Source organism: Lederbergia wuyishanensis (genome assembly GCF_022900255.1).
In the GTDB taxonomy this organism is placed as follows: domain Bacteria; phylum Bacillota; class Bacilli; order Bacillales; family Bacillaceae_C; genus Lederbergia; species Lederbergia wuyishanensis.
Genome location: NZ_JALIRM010000003.1, coordinates 109,978 through 126,500, shown reverse-complemented (window position 1 = coordinate 126,500; position 16,523 = coordinate 109,978). Strand labels below are relative to the sequence as shown.

Below are 16,523 nucleotides of genomic sequence, written 5' to 3'. Positions count from 1 at the left end.
CTATTAGATGATTTCACAACTCTATTAGACGTTTTGTAAATCCTATAATTCTCGTTGCTTATTGCACTCGTGCATCTGCTTACTTCTGCCCGTAATATGCACCTGGACCGTGTTTGCGCAAGTAATGTTTATCAAGTAAGAATTGGTCCATCGCACCTACCTTAGAGTTTAATTGAATTGTGTGGAATGCCATTTTTGCAACTTCTTCTAATACGACTGCGTTATGCACTGCTTCATCCGCATTTTTCCCCCAGTTAAAAGGAGCATGTCCTGAAACAAGGACCCCTGGCATTGCTGTTGGATCAATGTCTAAATTGCGGAAAGTCTCAATAATGACATTGCCTGTTTCTAGTTCATAGGCTTCTTCAATTTCCTTTTGAGTTAATCCACGTGTTACTGGAATTTCACCATAATAATAATCTGCATGGGTTGTGCCAAACGCTGGAATCGGACGGCCTGCTTGTGCCCAGCTCGTTGCCCAAGGTGAATGAGTGTGAACAACACCACCTATTTCAGGGAAAGCCTTGTATAATGCAAGATGTGTCGGTGTGTCGGATGATGGTCGGAGAGTCCCTGCCACAATCTTCCCATCCAAATCAACAACAACGAGATCGTCTAGCTTCATTTCCGAATAGGCTACTCCGCTCGGTTTGATGACAACAAGTCCACTTTCTCGATCAATTCCGCTTACATTTCCCCATGTAAATGTGACTAATCCATGTGCTGGAAGTTGTAAATTTGCTTCTAATACTTCTTGCTTTAATGTTTCAAGCATGATTATTTCCCCCTGTTCAATTAGAGGCGTTTTGTTTGATATCCTTCAATCTTTTCATGACGTTATTTTCCCCGCGACCGAAATAATCGTAGAGTCTTTCGTATTCCGCATAAATCATGTCATACACATTTACATTCTCTGCGATTGGTTTATATGTTTCATCTTTGATTCGTCCCATTTCCTTCGCAGCGTCTTCAATACTGTCGTAGCCGCCACGTTCCTTACCTGCAGCAACTGCACCGAACATTGCGGATCCTAATGCAGGTGTTTGCGATGAAGCTGATATTTTAATTTCTGTATTTAAGACATCAGAATAAATTTGCATCATAAGTGTATTTTTTTCGGCAATGCCTCCGCACGCGTAAACTTCGTCTACCGGAACACCGTTGTTTCTAAATGCCTCGACTATAACACGAGTCCCGTAAGCGGTTGCTTCAATGAGCGCTCGGTACATTTCTTCAGGCTTTGTTAAGAGTGTCGCTCCTAGTAAAACTCCAGTTAAATCAGCATCTACAAGAGTCGATCTATTTCCATTCCACCAGTCCAAAGCTAAAAGACCACTCTCACCTACTTTGAGATTTCCAGCTTTCTCCGTAAGTAATGCGTGAATGTTAACTCCTTTTTCTTTTGCTTCATCGTAATAGCTTGTTGGAACACAATTCTCTATAAACCATTCGAAATGATCACCAACACATGATTGACCTGCTTCATAACCCATAAATCCTGGAATAACTCCATCCTCAACTACTCCGCACATTCCCGGTACAATTTTTTCTTCTTCACCAAGCAGCACGTGACATGTAGACGTTCCCATAATCATCAGTAATTTTCCTGGTTCCGTAATTCCAACCGCTGGGATCGAAACATGAGCATCAACATTTGCCACAGCAACAGCTGTTCCTGGATTCAAACCTATTAAGCTAGAAGCTTTTTCAGTAACTTCCCCAGCCTTTGAACCAATGGAGTAAATGTCATTTGAAAGCTTGTCTTCCACTACATTTTCTAATCGCGGATTAAGCGCTTTAAAAAATTCCTTCGAAGGATAGCCTTCTTGCTTGTGCCAAATGGCCTTATACCCAGCCGTACAACTATTTCTTCTAATTTCTCCTGTCATCTGTGAAATGACCCAGTCGGTCGCTTCAACAATTTGGTCAGCCGCTTCATAAATTTCTGGCGCCTCGTTTAAAATTTGCCATACTTTAGGTATCATCCATTCCGAAGAAATCTTGCCGCCGTATCGCTTTAAAAATTCTTCTCCTCGTTCCTCAGCAATCTGATTCAAGCGATTTGCTTCATCCTGTGCAGCATGGTGTTTCCATAACTTCACATAGCTATGAGGGTGTCCCTTAAATTCTTCCATCATACAAAGTGGAGTACCATCCGATTTAATAGGCAGAACCGTACAAGCAGTAAAATCAATACCAATTCCAATAACATCATCTGCAGAAATACCAGACTCTTTTAAAACTTGTGGAATCGTAATTTCTAACACTTCTAAATAATCATTCGGATGCTGTAGAGCCCAATCATCCTCAAGCTTGGTTGTTCCATCAGGTAAAAATTCGTCCATCACAGCATGTGTGTATTCCTTTACAGCCGTAGCTATTTCTCTTCCAGAGCCAACTTCAACAAGAACCGCTCGACCAGATAGTGTTCCGAAATCAACCCCGATTGAATATTTCGCCAATTTTTATCACCCTATTCAATATAAAATTATTTATCACTTAAACGTATTCAAAAATAAATAGTATATACGTACAATCTACAAAAATACCAAACTTGTACGCATAACCTTAATTAGATTCTATCATCTTATTTCTTTTTTTCAATGGAAAACCATTAAAAAACTTAATTAACTACACTTTTAATAACTCGTACGACTATCTACTCTTTCTTTTTACTAGATTGTATGATATTTTAATCACAGAAACTTCAAAATATAGGTGAAAAATATGAATATACTAAACAGCCGGATTTACATCGTGTTAGATAAAATTTCGAACCTTTTTATTTTAAATGTACTGTGGATCTTAGCTTGTCTACCCGTCATTACAATCTTTCCTGCAACCGCTGCCATGTTCAGCGTTATCAGACAATGGAAACTAAGAGACGAAACAACGGTGATAAAACCATTCATACGCTCATTTAAGCTAAACTTTAAACAAAGTCTATCAATCGGATTATTATGGATTCCTTTTGCGTTCCTTCTTTATATTGATTATTTTTATGTCATCCAGGCAGACTCGCAATGGCGGACATTTCTTTTAGTCCCGCTATTTTTTATTGGATTGATTTTTATATTTATGAGTGCCTTTTTATTTCCGGTTATGACTCATTATCAAATAAGGTTAAGAGATGTATTAAAAAATTCATTTATCGTATCACTTGTCTATTTTCCTACAACGTTACTAATTATTATTCTAGGAGTCCTATTCTTACTCATTTTGCTGTATCTTCCTGTCACATGCTTAATCATTTTTAGTCTCTGGGCGAATATCAATTTTTCACTCTGCAATCGTGCATTTACAAAAATAGAAAAGTTAAGAATAGAGGAATGACAGTCGTCATTCCTCTTTCTTATTGTGTAGTCAAAGAGCAGACTTTTTGCGTCTCAGAACATTTGCTTGTCGCCCCTGATCAAGCACCTTCCGCTTTTCTTTGTCCAGCTGCAGCGCCTATCGACTAGTAAACTTCCTATCCTCCTCCCTACGATAAGTCAACATCGACTCGTTCCTCGTCGTGTTTCCTTTATCTCAGTCGAAGGATCTGAAGTTTATACGTCGATGGGCAAGGCGCTTCCGCTTTTCTTTTTACTCCCCTGAAATTCCTGAGCGTTCAATTCCTTCAACAAATGCTCTTTGTACGAATAGGTAAAGGATGACGATTGGCAGGATTGTGAGCATAACGGCTGCCATGATTTGGTTTAATAAGGTCGGTGTTAAACCAAATGCATCTGAGGCAGAGACCATTTGTTGCATTTGGTTAACCCCTTGTGCATTCGCATTTCCGTTAAACGTTGACAAATTTTGAGCCAAGTTGAAGTAATCAGGTACGAGTAAATACATATTCGGCTGGAACACGTCATTCCAGTTCCAAACGACTGAGAATAGGAACACTACGACCATTGCTGGTTTGGCAAGCGGAAACATAATGGTCCAATATGTTCGAAACGGACCTGCTCCATCAATTTTTGCTGCTTCTTCCAATACTTTTGGCAAATTAAGATAAAATTGGATGAATATAAGGACGAATAACGCTCCTTTTAATCCAAAACCAAAGAGTGCAGGAAAGATAAACGGAAACAACGTATTGATCCACCCTAAATCACTGAAAAAGATATAGAGAGGAACGACAATTGTTTGTGGTGGCACTAAAAACGTAAACACAAGCAGCGCAAGCCACAACCCTTTTAAAGGAAATTTATAGCGGGCAAAACCATACCCGATAAAGGAACAGCTTATTATTTGTAAAATGGCGCTTCCGAAGGAAATCCACATACTATTCAATAGTCCATTCCAATAATTAATTGACTTAAATGCTTCCACATAATTTTGGAACGTTAATACTTTCGGAAGCCATTGTACAGTCGCATCCGCCACATCCGCGGGGCGCATGAAGGACTGGGAAATCATATAAAGAAGCGGATAGACGAATACAAATGACAAGCTAAATAACAATACGTAATAAAAGGTATTTCCAACAATCGACTTTGTTCGTCTCATTAACAATGCCTTTTTGTCATTATCCACTTTTTTTGTAAGAGTTTGAACTGAACGAATGATTGGCAATTCCATCTAAAGTCTACCCCCTCTCTAATTAGTCAACCCTCTGCGGAATAAAAGGAATACGATGCCCAGCACAATAAATATAAAGATAAAATATAGCCAGCCAATAGCGGAACCATATGAGTAGTTATTCGATACGAATACCACATTTAACAAATGATTCATAACTCCATTATCCGGTTTCGTAAACGAGTTCACGATACTATAGAGTGTGTTAACAAAAATCATCGGTATCAGCATTGGAAATGTAATTTTCCAAAACACTTCCCACTCTGTTGCTCCATCAATTTTGGCTGCTTCATATAACGAGGGAGATATCGTCTGTAGGCCGGCCAAAAAGATTAAGATTTGTACACCCGAATCCCACATAACAAGTGTAAGGGCATCCGCGTATTTTAATAGCGGATCGAGAACCTCTTCCGGAATAAAAGCATTCAGTTGCCGGTACAATTCAAATTGATAAAAAATCGGCAGTGATGCTGCTCCTTGCTCCATTAACTTTCGAAGTGCTGCACCAGATGCGATAATGACAGGCAAGAAGAAAATTCCTCTGAAAAAGGTTCTTCCAAACGCATTTCGATTCAGCAAAATGGCACAAAACATCGCAAATATGAGGATGAGCGGAACTTGCGTCAACATGTCCTTCATCGTTTCTAGCAACAAAGGAAAAAATTTAACGTCCGTCGTGAAAGCGTCACGGTAATTTTTCAAACCGACATATGTTGCTTGCAGCCCTTGTTTTGTTGGTTTTAAGTTATTTAAAGAGTAATAAAATGATCTTCCAAGTGGCACGGCCATAAATAGGAAAAATCCAATAATCCATGGTCCTACAAATGAATACCCTTCAAGGATGTGTCTTGTTTTCATTGAAAGCCTCATGGTTATTTTCTCCCTCCTTCAATGACCGTGTAGTTTTGCCCTTCAATTGTATGGCCATCTACTGATTTTGCTTTGCGATTATAATTGACAATCACTTGCGTCCCATTTTCATAAGTAGTTTTATAGACGTTTTTTGCAAGTTGTTCATGATTTGTAATCAATTCTCCGCCGATACTTTCTTCAAGCTTTCTAAATTCTTCATATTCCTCTACAGATCGATTAAACCAGTATGCATAATCTGAACTGAATAACCTGTCCTCCATTGTTCGTTTTAGATGATCTGTCGGTTTATACGTAAGCTCAAAGCTAGGACCAGCACCATATTCAATCGCCTTTAAAAATTCGACTTTCCCATCATTTCGCAAATTGGATGGCTTTCCAGTATAAGGAATTACCCCATGAATTACGATTTGGTAAAACGGTACTGTCTCATCTAAATATACGAAGTTACTAGAGTCCATTGGTATTTGATGAATCTCATCGATACGACCTAATAAATACCCAAATCCGTAATCTACTGAAATACGATCAACATAATCTTTATATTGATCAATAGTATTAATCCAGATGTCTTTCATATCTTCTCTACTGGACGGATTTTTTGTATCTAAATCGGTATAAAGCAAATTACCTACATGACTTAAATGAACTCCCGAAATACCGAGGTCTTGATAGGCGGAAGCTTCCTTTAAAGCATACTCAGATGATTTTTTCGGTTTCAATAAATAAAACAACTGCTGGTTATGACCGAGTCTACTAGATACACGGTAGTTTGGATTCTTCGTGACATCACGATCAATTCCTCTGACTCCTTCTTTCCTAGGAGTCAGCCCCTTGCTATCTTGAAAAGGTCGGACATAATTTACATCTAAATTTAACGTTACGCCCATTTTCTTAGCGTAGTACGCTAAATCCTCGAGATCCTTCTTTCCGCCAAGCTTTCGTTCTACAGGAAAATGGTCTGGTTGATTGCCGTACAATCCTTTTTTCGACCAGCCTTTGAACGTAATGGCTAAAGAATTAATGCCCTTATCTGCGTAATCATCTATTATCCTTTTTGCCTGTTCAAAAGTCGTCAAATCAATAAAGGTTTTTCCGATAATTTCATCACGCAAAATTCCACCGACAAGCTCGATAAATAAAGGAGTCTCTTTTTCAACTAACTTTTTCATTCCTGATTCTTTTATTAAATAATCTCGATAAGCATGTGCCATCCCAACGTAATTGGACCCTTCGCCTTCTAAGAGAATATATTTAACTCTCTTATCGCCAGAAATTCTTTGACTCTGGAACAACGGAATAATTCCAGAAGAACCGATGAACATAACATCTTGCTTTCTGTAAAAAAACTTTGCTCCCGCTCGATAAAGTGGAATATTTCTGATTCCAGAAGGAGTTGCCGTAATATTAGCCGTTTCATCCCCTTTTGTAATGATTCCTAAAAATCCAGTATCCTCTTGATGAATACCGAATACAGGAAGTGCAATTTTTTCTTTAGGGGCTGCACCTCTCGTAAAACCTTGTGCCATCACGTCCCCAAGCTCTATTGCAAAGGTGGGGTCGGGACCGTATACAGGTTCCGAATATCCCTTAAAATATTGGGGATGCTTCTCTTTAACTTTCATTAACGCGCCTGAACCGTCCGGAACAAATACTTCCCCATCAACCTTCCGATCTGCTGCATGAAAAAACGGCAAAACATCTAAGCTTGTAAGTCTGACTGTTCCAGATTCTTTTACGGATTCATCCGGAATCGTTACTTCAAATCCATCTTCTGTCAATGTATATTCCAGTGCAAAATTGACCTTTATTTCCTTAATTGTAAAGTCAACTCGTACTCCATTTTCGATAGGTGACGTTTCAATTTCATTTTCCTTGTCCTTTAGCGTATATGTTTGAGAAATACTCGATCCATCTGTATATTCAATGTGAACAGGTGCATCAATGAACGCTTTATTATTAGGTAGAATGCCTTTATCGACTTGTGGTGCACCTAGCCATTCTTTTCCTGACTTTTTGTTAACAACCCTAATATTCCCGTTCACTTCATCTATGTAAAGCTCTAATGATGAATTCTCAGCAACCTTTTTTGTTGCAGTTATCGGATACAATTCTCCTGTTTCAACAATGACGATTTCTTTAGGTGGAGCGGCTTCAGCATTCTCGCCATCCGAACCTGTTTCCTTTTCTTCACTATTTGCTTCAGTAGCTGCGTCATTTTCAGCGTCTTCCGCAAAAATTCCTTGTGGAAACAAACTAAAGATTAACATCGTGCAGATGAAGAAGATAAATATGTTTTTCCGACTAATCTTTTCGTATTGGAACAAATTTCCCACCCCCTACAGCCTGAATCGTATTTCTTTAAATAGATCCAAGAAGAAACTAATAAATTGGTTGATAAGCCCGTATAATAAGATGCCGATGAACCAAATAATTGCCATACCCAGCAGTGTAAAAAAAGTAATCAAGATAAGCTTTCCAAGTTCAAAATCATGCAAAACTTTTACTTTGATTAATATTAATAATCCTACCCAACATAAGATTAACACCGTTGCAGAGTTATAAAACGATTCTTCACTTAGAGCTAGTACATTCGTCATTAATGTAATGGGAATGATAAAAATGATATAAGGGACAAGACAGAAAGCACTGCCAACAAAGAGCTCTTTAAATTTCCCTTCACCATCTAAAATCGTACTGACACTCCAATTAGCAAGACACCAAGTTATCCAAGGAACAAGAATCCAAATAAATTCATGAAAATAGGAAATTTGATAAGGCTCTCTCGCTTCAAAATGGTAGCCAACTAGTAAAAGAGATACCATTCTTGCAATAAACGCCATTAAAATAAGGATAAATCCTTGTGACCATTTCAAGCGATTTGGTTCTTGGATGTCGTAAAAGAAGTCCAGCGGTTTAAACAATACTTGGCGCATCATCTGTACAGTATTCACTTTGCATCCACCTCTCCTTCAAGAGCCGTTCGTCTTTCCTTACGACCTTGGCGAATAAGCTTAATCAAACGCGGAATTCCAAAACGAAGGATTATGAATAACGCGATGACTCCTCCAAAAAACCATGCAAAATGTTCACGAACATATTCAACTCGATATTCTCGGAAGGATGCAGAGTAATCTGTACGGGAACTAGCCTTTTTAAAGTAATCCATCGCCTCTTTATATTTTTCCGACTTATAAAGGGCCTTTCCGATTGCATGGTAAGCAATATCATAATTACCATTTAAATGGATGACTTCTTCCCATATTTCTTTCGCATCTTCATATTGTCCGTCTACATATAATTTGGAAGCAGTATGGACAAGGTCAGCAAAAGGTGTCGTTCTAAATAAATCAATGCGATTTCTACCTTTATCCACTACATATAAAATCCCTTCAGAGTCTTGGTCGATACTTGAAGGAGTCGTAAAAACCCCATTTTGTTCCCCGGTTCCCCCAAATACGAATAAAAGATTTCCTAGCTTATCATATTGGTATATTCTGCTAGTCTGTAAATTCAACGCCGTAATTAAACCATCTTCATTTACAGTCAGATCGATAAATGCAGAGATTTCTATATTTCCTCCATAACTAAGCAAGTCGCCGTATTTCTTCGCAGAAGGATTTAACGTATCAACCCCGACAGGAGATAGCCTTTTAATTTGATTTTCATCTGTTCCTAACGTCGTTGTATAAATAAATCCATCTTCATCTTGTGCTAAATTTGAAAATGCTAAAGGCTGTACGGACCTCATTTTCGCTTTTTGCTCGTCAGTGGCAATGAGGCGTGCGAGAAAACGCCATAAATTAAATCCAACTTCATTCGTTCCGAAAAAGCCTTTAAATTCACCTTTATTATTAATTTGCATTAATCCTTTTGTGTTTCCTTCACTAACGACATATAAATAATCACGCTTATCAACAACAAGCTTAGAAGGAGAATAGGAGAACTTTTTCCCTAATAACGTGCTTGTTGGTGCGGTAAGCTCTCGTTCGTACTTTCCATTTTGATCAAATATGGCAATGCGTTGATTTTTCGTGTCGGCAACGTAAACTGTTCCATCTTCCTTAATGAATACACCTTTTGGACCATTTAGTTTTCCTGGTCCGTCTTGGTCACCAATCACTTTTATCACTTCATAATCTTGATCCAAATGCACAATACGATTATTTCCTGTGTCAGTTATATAGATAGTGTCATCGTTTGCGATGAAAATATCTTCCGGATTATTAAAAACCCCTGTAGGCAAGAATGCGCCATCAATTGAGTCATGATACACATATCCATTAATGGAATGAACATCTCTTCCCTCAGTATTCCATATATAACCTTCGTAGGGGGTTTCCGCCATGCCTTCCATTGGCAAAACCAACATCATCATGACAGTTGCTATAATTGCGCAAAGTCTTTTCATTGTCTTCAAATGTTCTCCCCCCTACTCTTTCAGGCCCGAGTGAGCCATCGTTTGCAATACCATTCGTTGTGTAATCGTAAAGACGATAATGGTAGGTACAACCATTAAAAAACTAGCTGCAGCAAAGGTTCCTACACGTGCAATGACTCCAGCTCCACCACTGATTGATTGAATGGCAAATGGTAATGCTTTCAACTCTTCTCTCGTCGTATACATCATCGAAGGATATGGATCATTCCACGCTTGGACGAAGCTAAAAAGAGCAAAAGTTGCCACTGCGGGCTTCAGTAATGGGAATACAATTTTCCAAAGAATCGTCCATTCAGAAGCCCCTTCAATTCTTGCAGACTCAATTAAAGAATCTGGCATTTGTTTAAGGAATTGAATCATTAAGAAAATGCCAATTGGCGCAGCCAAGTATGGAAGAATCATCGCAAAATACGTATTCATAAGCCCTGACTTACTAACAAGTAAATATTGAGGAATTTGCAATACCATAGATGAAAACATCAATGCCGTTACAATCAAATTAAAAATTGTACTTTTAAATGGCATTTCATGTTTAGCTAGTGGATATGCCGCCATAGCAGATATGACAACTCCAAAAAATACAATACCAGCTGTTATTAATACACTATTAAAAATATAGCGAGAAAATGGTACAAAAGATGTCCCAGTAATTAAAAGTAAATCCCTGAAATTCATTAAAGTAGGATTAATCGGGAAAAACCTTGGCGGGAACAAGAATAATTCACTAATCGGTTTAACAGATGTTGAAGCCATGTATACGAGTGGCGCAAGCATCAATAAACCAAAGATGGTAAGGAATATATAAAGAAAAACCCCTCCCCAATCTGTCCTTTTTCGGGAAACCGTAGCTCTCATCCCCTATTCCCTCCCTAACACTCTAAAAATAAGTCTATTTAACCCGAGCATCATCAAAAATAGAATGACAGCAATCGCTGAAGCGTAACCCATTTCAAAGCGAATAAATGCATAGTCATATAAGTGAGCTAGAATCGTATGCCCGGCATATAAAGGACTTGGCATACCGACAAGCTGCATACTTACATCAAATACTTGGAGTGAGAACACGACTTGCATAACTGCTCCGAATAATAACTGTGGTTTTACAGATGGAAGCGTGATATACCATAATTCCTGCCAACGATATCTAACTCCATCAATTTTCCCCGCTTCGTATAGATCTTGCGGAACATTTTGTAACCCTGCAAGGAACGCAAGGAAGCCGATTCCCATACTACTCCATAACGAAACGATGATGATAACAGGTACAATCGATTCAACATTTTGTAAAAATAAATACGGTTCTTTTAAAATCCCAATTTGAATCAAATAGTGATTAAACAACCCTTTTCGGTCACCAGCAAATAGATATAGCCACACGACAGACATAGCAACCGCACTTGTGATGGACGGTGTATAAAAGCAAAGTGTGTAAAAAAAGCGATATTTTTGAGGGATTTGACTAATTAGCCAAGCTAGTAAAAACGCTAAAACATAACCAAGCGGTCCTGTAACAAAGGCAAATTTAAGCGTAATCCCTACAGCTTTTAAGAAAATATCATCATCGACAAATAATAGCTTGTAATTGGAAAGCCCAACGAACCTTGGCGCTTCCACAATGTTGTAATAGGAGAAACTTAAAATAATCGATGTGATGATTGGAATGATCGTAAACATCGTAAATACGATAAGAAACGGAGCTAATAATAAATAGGAAATACGGTTTCTTTTCATATCCAACCAAAGTTTTTTCCATTTCCCCATAGGAAGGGGAGGACCCGATGTCGTAGCAATCGGAGCCTCATTTTTTACAGTTGTTGTTGATTCCATAGCCATTCCTGTGCGCCCCCTTATTCATCAAGGCGATCGGTGTCAGATGTTTCCAAACCGAATTCCTCACGTTTTTTCCGGAGTTCCTTGTTGATTTCTCGCACTCCTTCTTCGACCGCTTCACGGGTCACCTTTCCATTTAAGACAATTTCATTCCACATATTTGCAATATGACGGGTTGTATAGTAGCCGCCGATCACGACTTCCCGCTCCCTAAACCATTCCCATTGTTCTAATATGGCCTCTAAATCTTTTTGTTCCCAAGGAAGTCTATTCAATGCTTCAACATTCGCAGTGTTCCAACGAGCTTCAACGCCAAGGAGAGCTTCTAGTTCCGAACCGAACCTTTCCTGTGCATCAGCGCCTGTCCACCATTTTAAAAACTGCCAGGCTTCCTCTTTCATTTTTGAATCTTTAAAAATGATCCCTGTCTGACCAAGTCCACCAGTTGAACGATTGATCCTTCCATCTTCCTGTTTAAGACCAGGCATAGGCTTCATACCCCACCACCCAGTTAATTCAGGTGCAGCGGTAGATAACAATATATACGTTGAATAGTCTGCAACTCCGATAGGCATTTCACCTGAACGGAAACGGTTATAGAAATCTGCTTGCTTTTCAATCTTGTAATTCGTGAAAAGCTCCGTCCACATTTCCATCGCTTTTAATGCTTCTGGAGAATCAAGCTTCGAGACCATCCCTTTTTCATCATATAGATCTCCGCCATGCTGGAATAAAAACGGCGCAAATTCATTGATGGCAAGCTTCGTATCATTCGGAGCATGCGGATAGAAAAAGTCCATTCCGTTTTGTTGCAAGGTCGGAATTAGCTGCATAACCTCTTCCCAGGTATCTGGTATTTCATCTTCTGTAATCCCAAGCTCTTCCATAATATCTTTCCGGTAAAAGAGCATATAGAAGTTTTGGTTTTCAGGAAGGGCATAATCACCATCATTGTATTTATATGGAATGAGGGCACCTGGTCTGAAACGACTCGCAACTTCTTCATAGTCAGGATAATCATTTAAATTTACCAGCGCATTACGAACAGCGAAGTCAATAGGCGTTTCTCCTTCAACACCAAGCGCAACATCCGGTGCAAGACCTGCAGTGTTCGCTAGAAGCAATACTTGCATTTGTCCAGCCGGAACGACGTTAACATTAACCTTAATTCCAGTCTCAGTCGTGAAATCCTCATCAATCATTTGTTTAATGATCTGCACCCAATCGCGCCCGCGTGCAATCCATACGTCAAGAGTTTCTTCATCTTCATAAAGATTACCGATCCCACTATAATCTTTCGTAAAGGAATAGCCTAAATCTCTAACACTTGTTCCTGCTCGTACGTACCATGGAGCAGCTGGTTTCAGCCACTTTTGATCAGGAGACTGAACTAAAATATAATCGAGCAGCAAACTCTGCTGGCTCATGCTATTTACCCATGTACCAAGAGAAGCTTGAAGATTGTTTATTGACTCTAATCTTGCCGGGATAGTATCTGTATTTTCAGCCATACTGATCAACGTATCGCGAACTTCTAATAGAGTACTAATATCTGAGCTTCCTTTTTGAACACCTAAGTCGTATAACGACTCAACGACATCGTTTACATTCGTTGCTAATAAGTGTAATCGCGGCACTAGGTTCGTAATATTGTTTTCTAAATTCCAATCAGCATTTGGGTCCGGACTTGTACCTGTAACACGAATAACCTCTCGATATAGAAGTGACAGTTTATTCGTTGTCACCCTGACGGCTTCCATCATTTCTCCAAGACTACCAACCTGCACTTCCATCCGAATCGTATGTTTACCTTTTTCTAAATAATATAAAAATTCTTCATCTTTATTGCCTAATTTCATTATTTGGAACTCTTGCTTGTAAGGAAAAAGAACTCCATTCATTTCCTGAAACGGCACCTTGTCATCAATGGTGATTTTTCTTTGAGTTGGAATTCCATTTAAATACCATTGGCCATATCGCATCCCAATATTGTACAAACCACTTTCAGGCACTTCGAACTCCCATTCAGCCCACTGTTCCCCATTTCTCCATCCATCACCACCGAATGTATTTAAAGCAATCGCTTTTGGATTAAAAGGTTCAGTAATTGGCTCCCGATCTTCAATCCGTTTCAAAGTAGGGTCAGATCGAAGTATTGCATGCTCCGCCTGGATTTTAACTTGTACACCTTTTGTTTCTTTGTATCCCTTCTCTTTATATGTCTGCACCACTTCATCATATGTAGGATAATGAATTGGCGAAAAGATGCGGATCTCACCAATGGCAGCCGGTTCACGTACAGCTTCTATTCGAAGGGTATGCTCACCCTTCGTTAAATAAAAACGAAGAGGTTCTGTAATCTTCGCTTCAGAATCTCGAATCTCCTTATATTGCCAACCATGCACTTCTTCACGGCTAGGATTAAATTCGTTTCCTTGATTATCAAACCATGTCTCATCTTTTTCTTTCCACATTCTTTGGAATGTAAGTTTTTTAGCTTGGAAAAACGGATACTTTCCATCAATTTGCATACTCCTGACAACCGCTGCTCTTTTACCAGGAAGTGCATAATAACTCATGCCCATTTGGTAATAGCCATCTTCAGGAACGGTAAAGGTATACTCTGCCCAAGCGTTTTGGTCTATAAGTGCAACAGCCTTGTCAAATGGTTCTCCTAGGCCCGTTTTGATTTCAACATTATCTTGACTAATTGCGGAATAATCACTTGAAGCAATCGCTACTTCAAAACCATTGGAGTCAGACGCTCCTGTTTGATTATGATTATCATAATATTCAAAAAAGGACGGTTCTAACTTACTTTGTATATCTTCATCGGCTAAAATAGATCTTTCCTCTACATCATCATATTCTGGAATCATTGCCATCGCAGCGTCATTATAACCCCGGGATTGATTCCATATAAAAATCGATGCAATAAGTACAACAACAACTGTTATGCTAACTGCATATTTTCGAAGCAATCGTTTCACGGAAGCCTCCCCCAGTTTCGTTTAATCGGAAAAACGAAAGTGCCTTGCATATCGATATACATCCCTTTAGAATGTGGGTCTATCGACGTCGCCACATGACTTGCGGCTTATAGTCGACGTTTCTTCTTCGACCTTTGACTTGCAATAAAGAAAACACGACAAGGAATTAAGTCGATGTTGATTACGCAAGTGAAAAGTTCAAGAAGTTTGCTAGTCGACAACTGCTTGAGCTAGACACTAATAAGAAATCTCTTTACTTTTAAAAATTGAAACTTAGTTTAGTATTCAATTAATACTTTCTGATAAAGTCTTTTTAAACCAAGGGCTGTCCCTACTCATCTATTAAACTCGTGAGGACAGCCCAAAATTATTAGTTACCGAGATCCGCCTTCAATTTTTCAACTTCAGGACCAAGCTCCTTCTCAGCAGCTTCTTCAATTTGTTGGAGAGTAGTTTTAGAATCGATATTTTCATCAAGTGCTTTCGCTACTCTTTCAATGTAAATCGGCCATGCTTGGCCATCTAAAGGTGTAAGTCTGCGCACTGGAATTTGTTCAGCGATCGTATCATATAAAGCATAATCTTGTTGTCCGCCTAGGTACTCATTCGTATGCTCTTGATACCAAGGTAAAGCAGTGATATGTTTCCAACCTGGCTCTACAGAATGTTCAACAAATACTTTCCATGATTCTTCCGCAGTGTTCATCCATTCAACAAAAGCCCATGCTGCCTCTTTATTTTCACTTTGGGAAGGAATAACAAACGTAGATCCACCAAGACCAACATTTAAACCAAGCGGCATAGTTGTAGCTCTCCATTTTCCTGATTGTTCAGGGAAAATATTTTTCAATTCACGCGCTCCCCAGCTTCCTACAGGGAAAGATGCTACCTTTCCTTGGTTGACTAACTGTTTACCTTCATCACTAAATAGAACTGACATTTGCGGCGCCCAGCCAAGCTGATTTCCTTCTTTTACAAAATCAAGCAGTTCAGCCATTTTTGCATCATTTCGAAGCCAATTATAATCACTGTCATAGTATCCAATTGCATCACCATACTGAACGGCTGGTGAATCGCGCCACTCAAACATATAAATCCCATTCGCTGCAAATGTTCTTGCTGCTGCTAGTACGTTGTTTGGATCTTTTAAGAATTCACCAAGTTCTTCTGGTTCACTAGGCAGTCCCATTTGCTCATACAAATCTTGACGATAGTAGAATACACCTGGAGTTACATCCCAAGGCATACCAAGAAGTTTGACTCCATCAACGGACTTCCAACGCTCCCAGTTGTATTCTGATGTCAATTCCTTGTACCGTCCTGCATCATATGGAGGTTGCAGCAAATCTTCAAGCAAGTCTCCTACTACATAACGGGCGAATTGTCCTTGCTCAACTTGTGCTACGTCTGGTGCTCCACTTCCAGCTGCTAATGTTGTTTGCAGCTTGTCATGCATATCACCAAAATCCAATCCTACTACTTCTACCTTTACATTTGGATATTCTTTATTGAATCCTTTTACAATCTCTACATAGATATCTGGAGTAAATGTCCAGAATGTTACATTTCCTTCCAAGGTAGAATCGTAAACTAGTTTCATATCCTCTTCTTCTTCTACAACCTCTTCTGTGCCTTCATTTTTTCCATTGTTGTTTGTATTGTCATCTGAAGGATTATTCGCTAAATTTGATCCGCTTTTACAACCTGCTAAAACAAGCATCAACGTTAGTAGAAAAATAAATACGCTTACACTTTTTCTCAATACTTTCTCCCCCTTAATAGAAAATTTAAAAATATAAATCTACTATACTCACCCTTTTCCA

General features: G+C 39.0%; 12 protein-coding genes. 1 reads left to right on the top strand and 11 read right to left on the bottom strand.

The genetic code is table 11. The features are described from left to right. Positions 1-79: 79 nt before the first annotated feature. Positions 80-775, bottom strand: coding sequence for an L-ribulose-5-phosphate 4-epimerase (gene araD, locus MT489_RS08525; protein ID WP_244681108.1), 696 nt, complete (start codon positions 773-775; stop codon positions 80-82). Positions 776-791: 16 nt separating this feature from the next. Beyond that, positions 792-2,462, bottom strand: coding sequence for a ribulokinase (gene araB / locus MT489_RS08520; RefSeq protein ID WP_244681107.1), 1,671 nt, complete (start codon positions 2,460-2,462; stop codon positions 792-794). 265 nt (positions 2,463-2,727) lie between these two features. Here araB and MT489_RS08515 point away from each other — a divergent pair, with 265 nt between their 5' ends. Further along, entirely contained in the window at positions 2,728-3,333 is a 606-nt protein-coding gene (locus MT489_RS08515; RefSeq protein ID WP_244681106.1) for a YesL family protein, read from the top strand. 252 nt (positions 3,334-3,585) lie between these two features. Here the strand turns inward: MT489_RS08515 and MT489_RS08510 are convergent, their stop codons facing one another. The 9 genes from MT489_RS08510 to MT489_RS08470 all read right to left on the bottom strand — a co-directional run bounded on the left by MT489_RS08510 (position 3,586) and on the right by MT489_RS08470 (position 16,462). After that, positions 3,586-4,569 (bottom strand): carbohydrate ABC transporter permease, encoded by a 984-nt coding sequence (locus MT489_RS08510; RefSeq protein WP_244681105.1) that lies wholly within the window; start codon positions 4,567-4,569, stop codon positions 3,586-3,588. Between the two features lie 18 nt (positions 4,570-4,587). Next, entirely contained in the window at positions 4,588-5,427 is an 840-nt protein-coding gene (locus MT489_RS08505) for a carbohydrate ABC transporter permease (protein ID WP_244681104.1), read from the bottom strand. A gap of 14 nt (positions 5,428-5,441) precedes the next feature. Beyond that, positions 5,442-7,766, bottom strand: coding sequence for a DUF5696 domain-containing protein (locus tag MT489_RS08500; protein ID WP_244681103.1), 2,325 nt, complete (start codon positions 7,764-7,766; stop codon positions 5,442-5,444). A gap of 12 nt (positions 7,767-7,778) precedes the next feature. Then, on the bottom strand, positions 7,779-8,393 hold the full coding sequence (locus tag MT489_RS08495) for a YIP1 family protein (RefSeq protein ID WP_244681102.1): 615 nt from the start codon (positions 8,391-8,393) through the stop codon (positions 7,779-7,781). Then, positions 8,390-9,850: a hypothetical protein gene (locus MT489_RS08490; protein ID WP_244681135.1), complete on the bottom strand. Its 1,461-nt coding sequence runs from the start codon at positions 9,848-9,850 to the stop codon at positions 8,390-8,392. Before MT489_RS08490 ends, MT489_RS08495 begins: the two co-directional genes overlap by 4 nt. Before the next feature lie 21 nt (positions 9,851-9,871). Further along, positions 9,872-10,735 (bottom strand): carbohydrate ABC transporter permease, encoded by an 864-nt coding sequence (locus MT489_RS08485; protein WP_244681101.1) that lies wholly within the window; start codon positions 10,733-10,735, stop codon positions 9,872-9,874. A gap of 3 nt (positions 10,736-10,738) precedes the next feature. Beyond that, a complete protein-coding gene (locus MT489_RS08480) occupies positions 10,739-11,713 on the bottom strand; it encodes a carbohydrate ABC transporter permease (RefSeq protein ID WP_244681100.1) in 975 nt (324 codons plus the stop codon). Positions 11,714-11,727: 14 nt separating this feature from the next. After that, positions 11,728-14,700: an extracellular solute-binding protein gene (locus MT489_RS08475; RefSeq protein ID WP_244681099.1), complete on the bottom strand. Its 2,973-nt coding sequence runs from the start codon at positions 14,698-14,700 to the stop codon at positions 11,728-11,730. Between the two features lie 370 nt (positions 14,701-15,070). Continuing rightward, entirely contained in the window at positions 15,071-16,462 is a 1,392-nt protein-coding gene (locus MT489_RS08470) for an ABC transporter substrate-binding protein (RefSeq protein WP_244681098.1), read from the bottom strand. Positions 16,463-16,523: the final 61 nt, after the last annotated feature.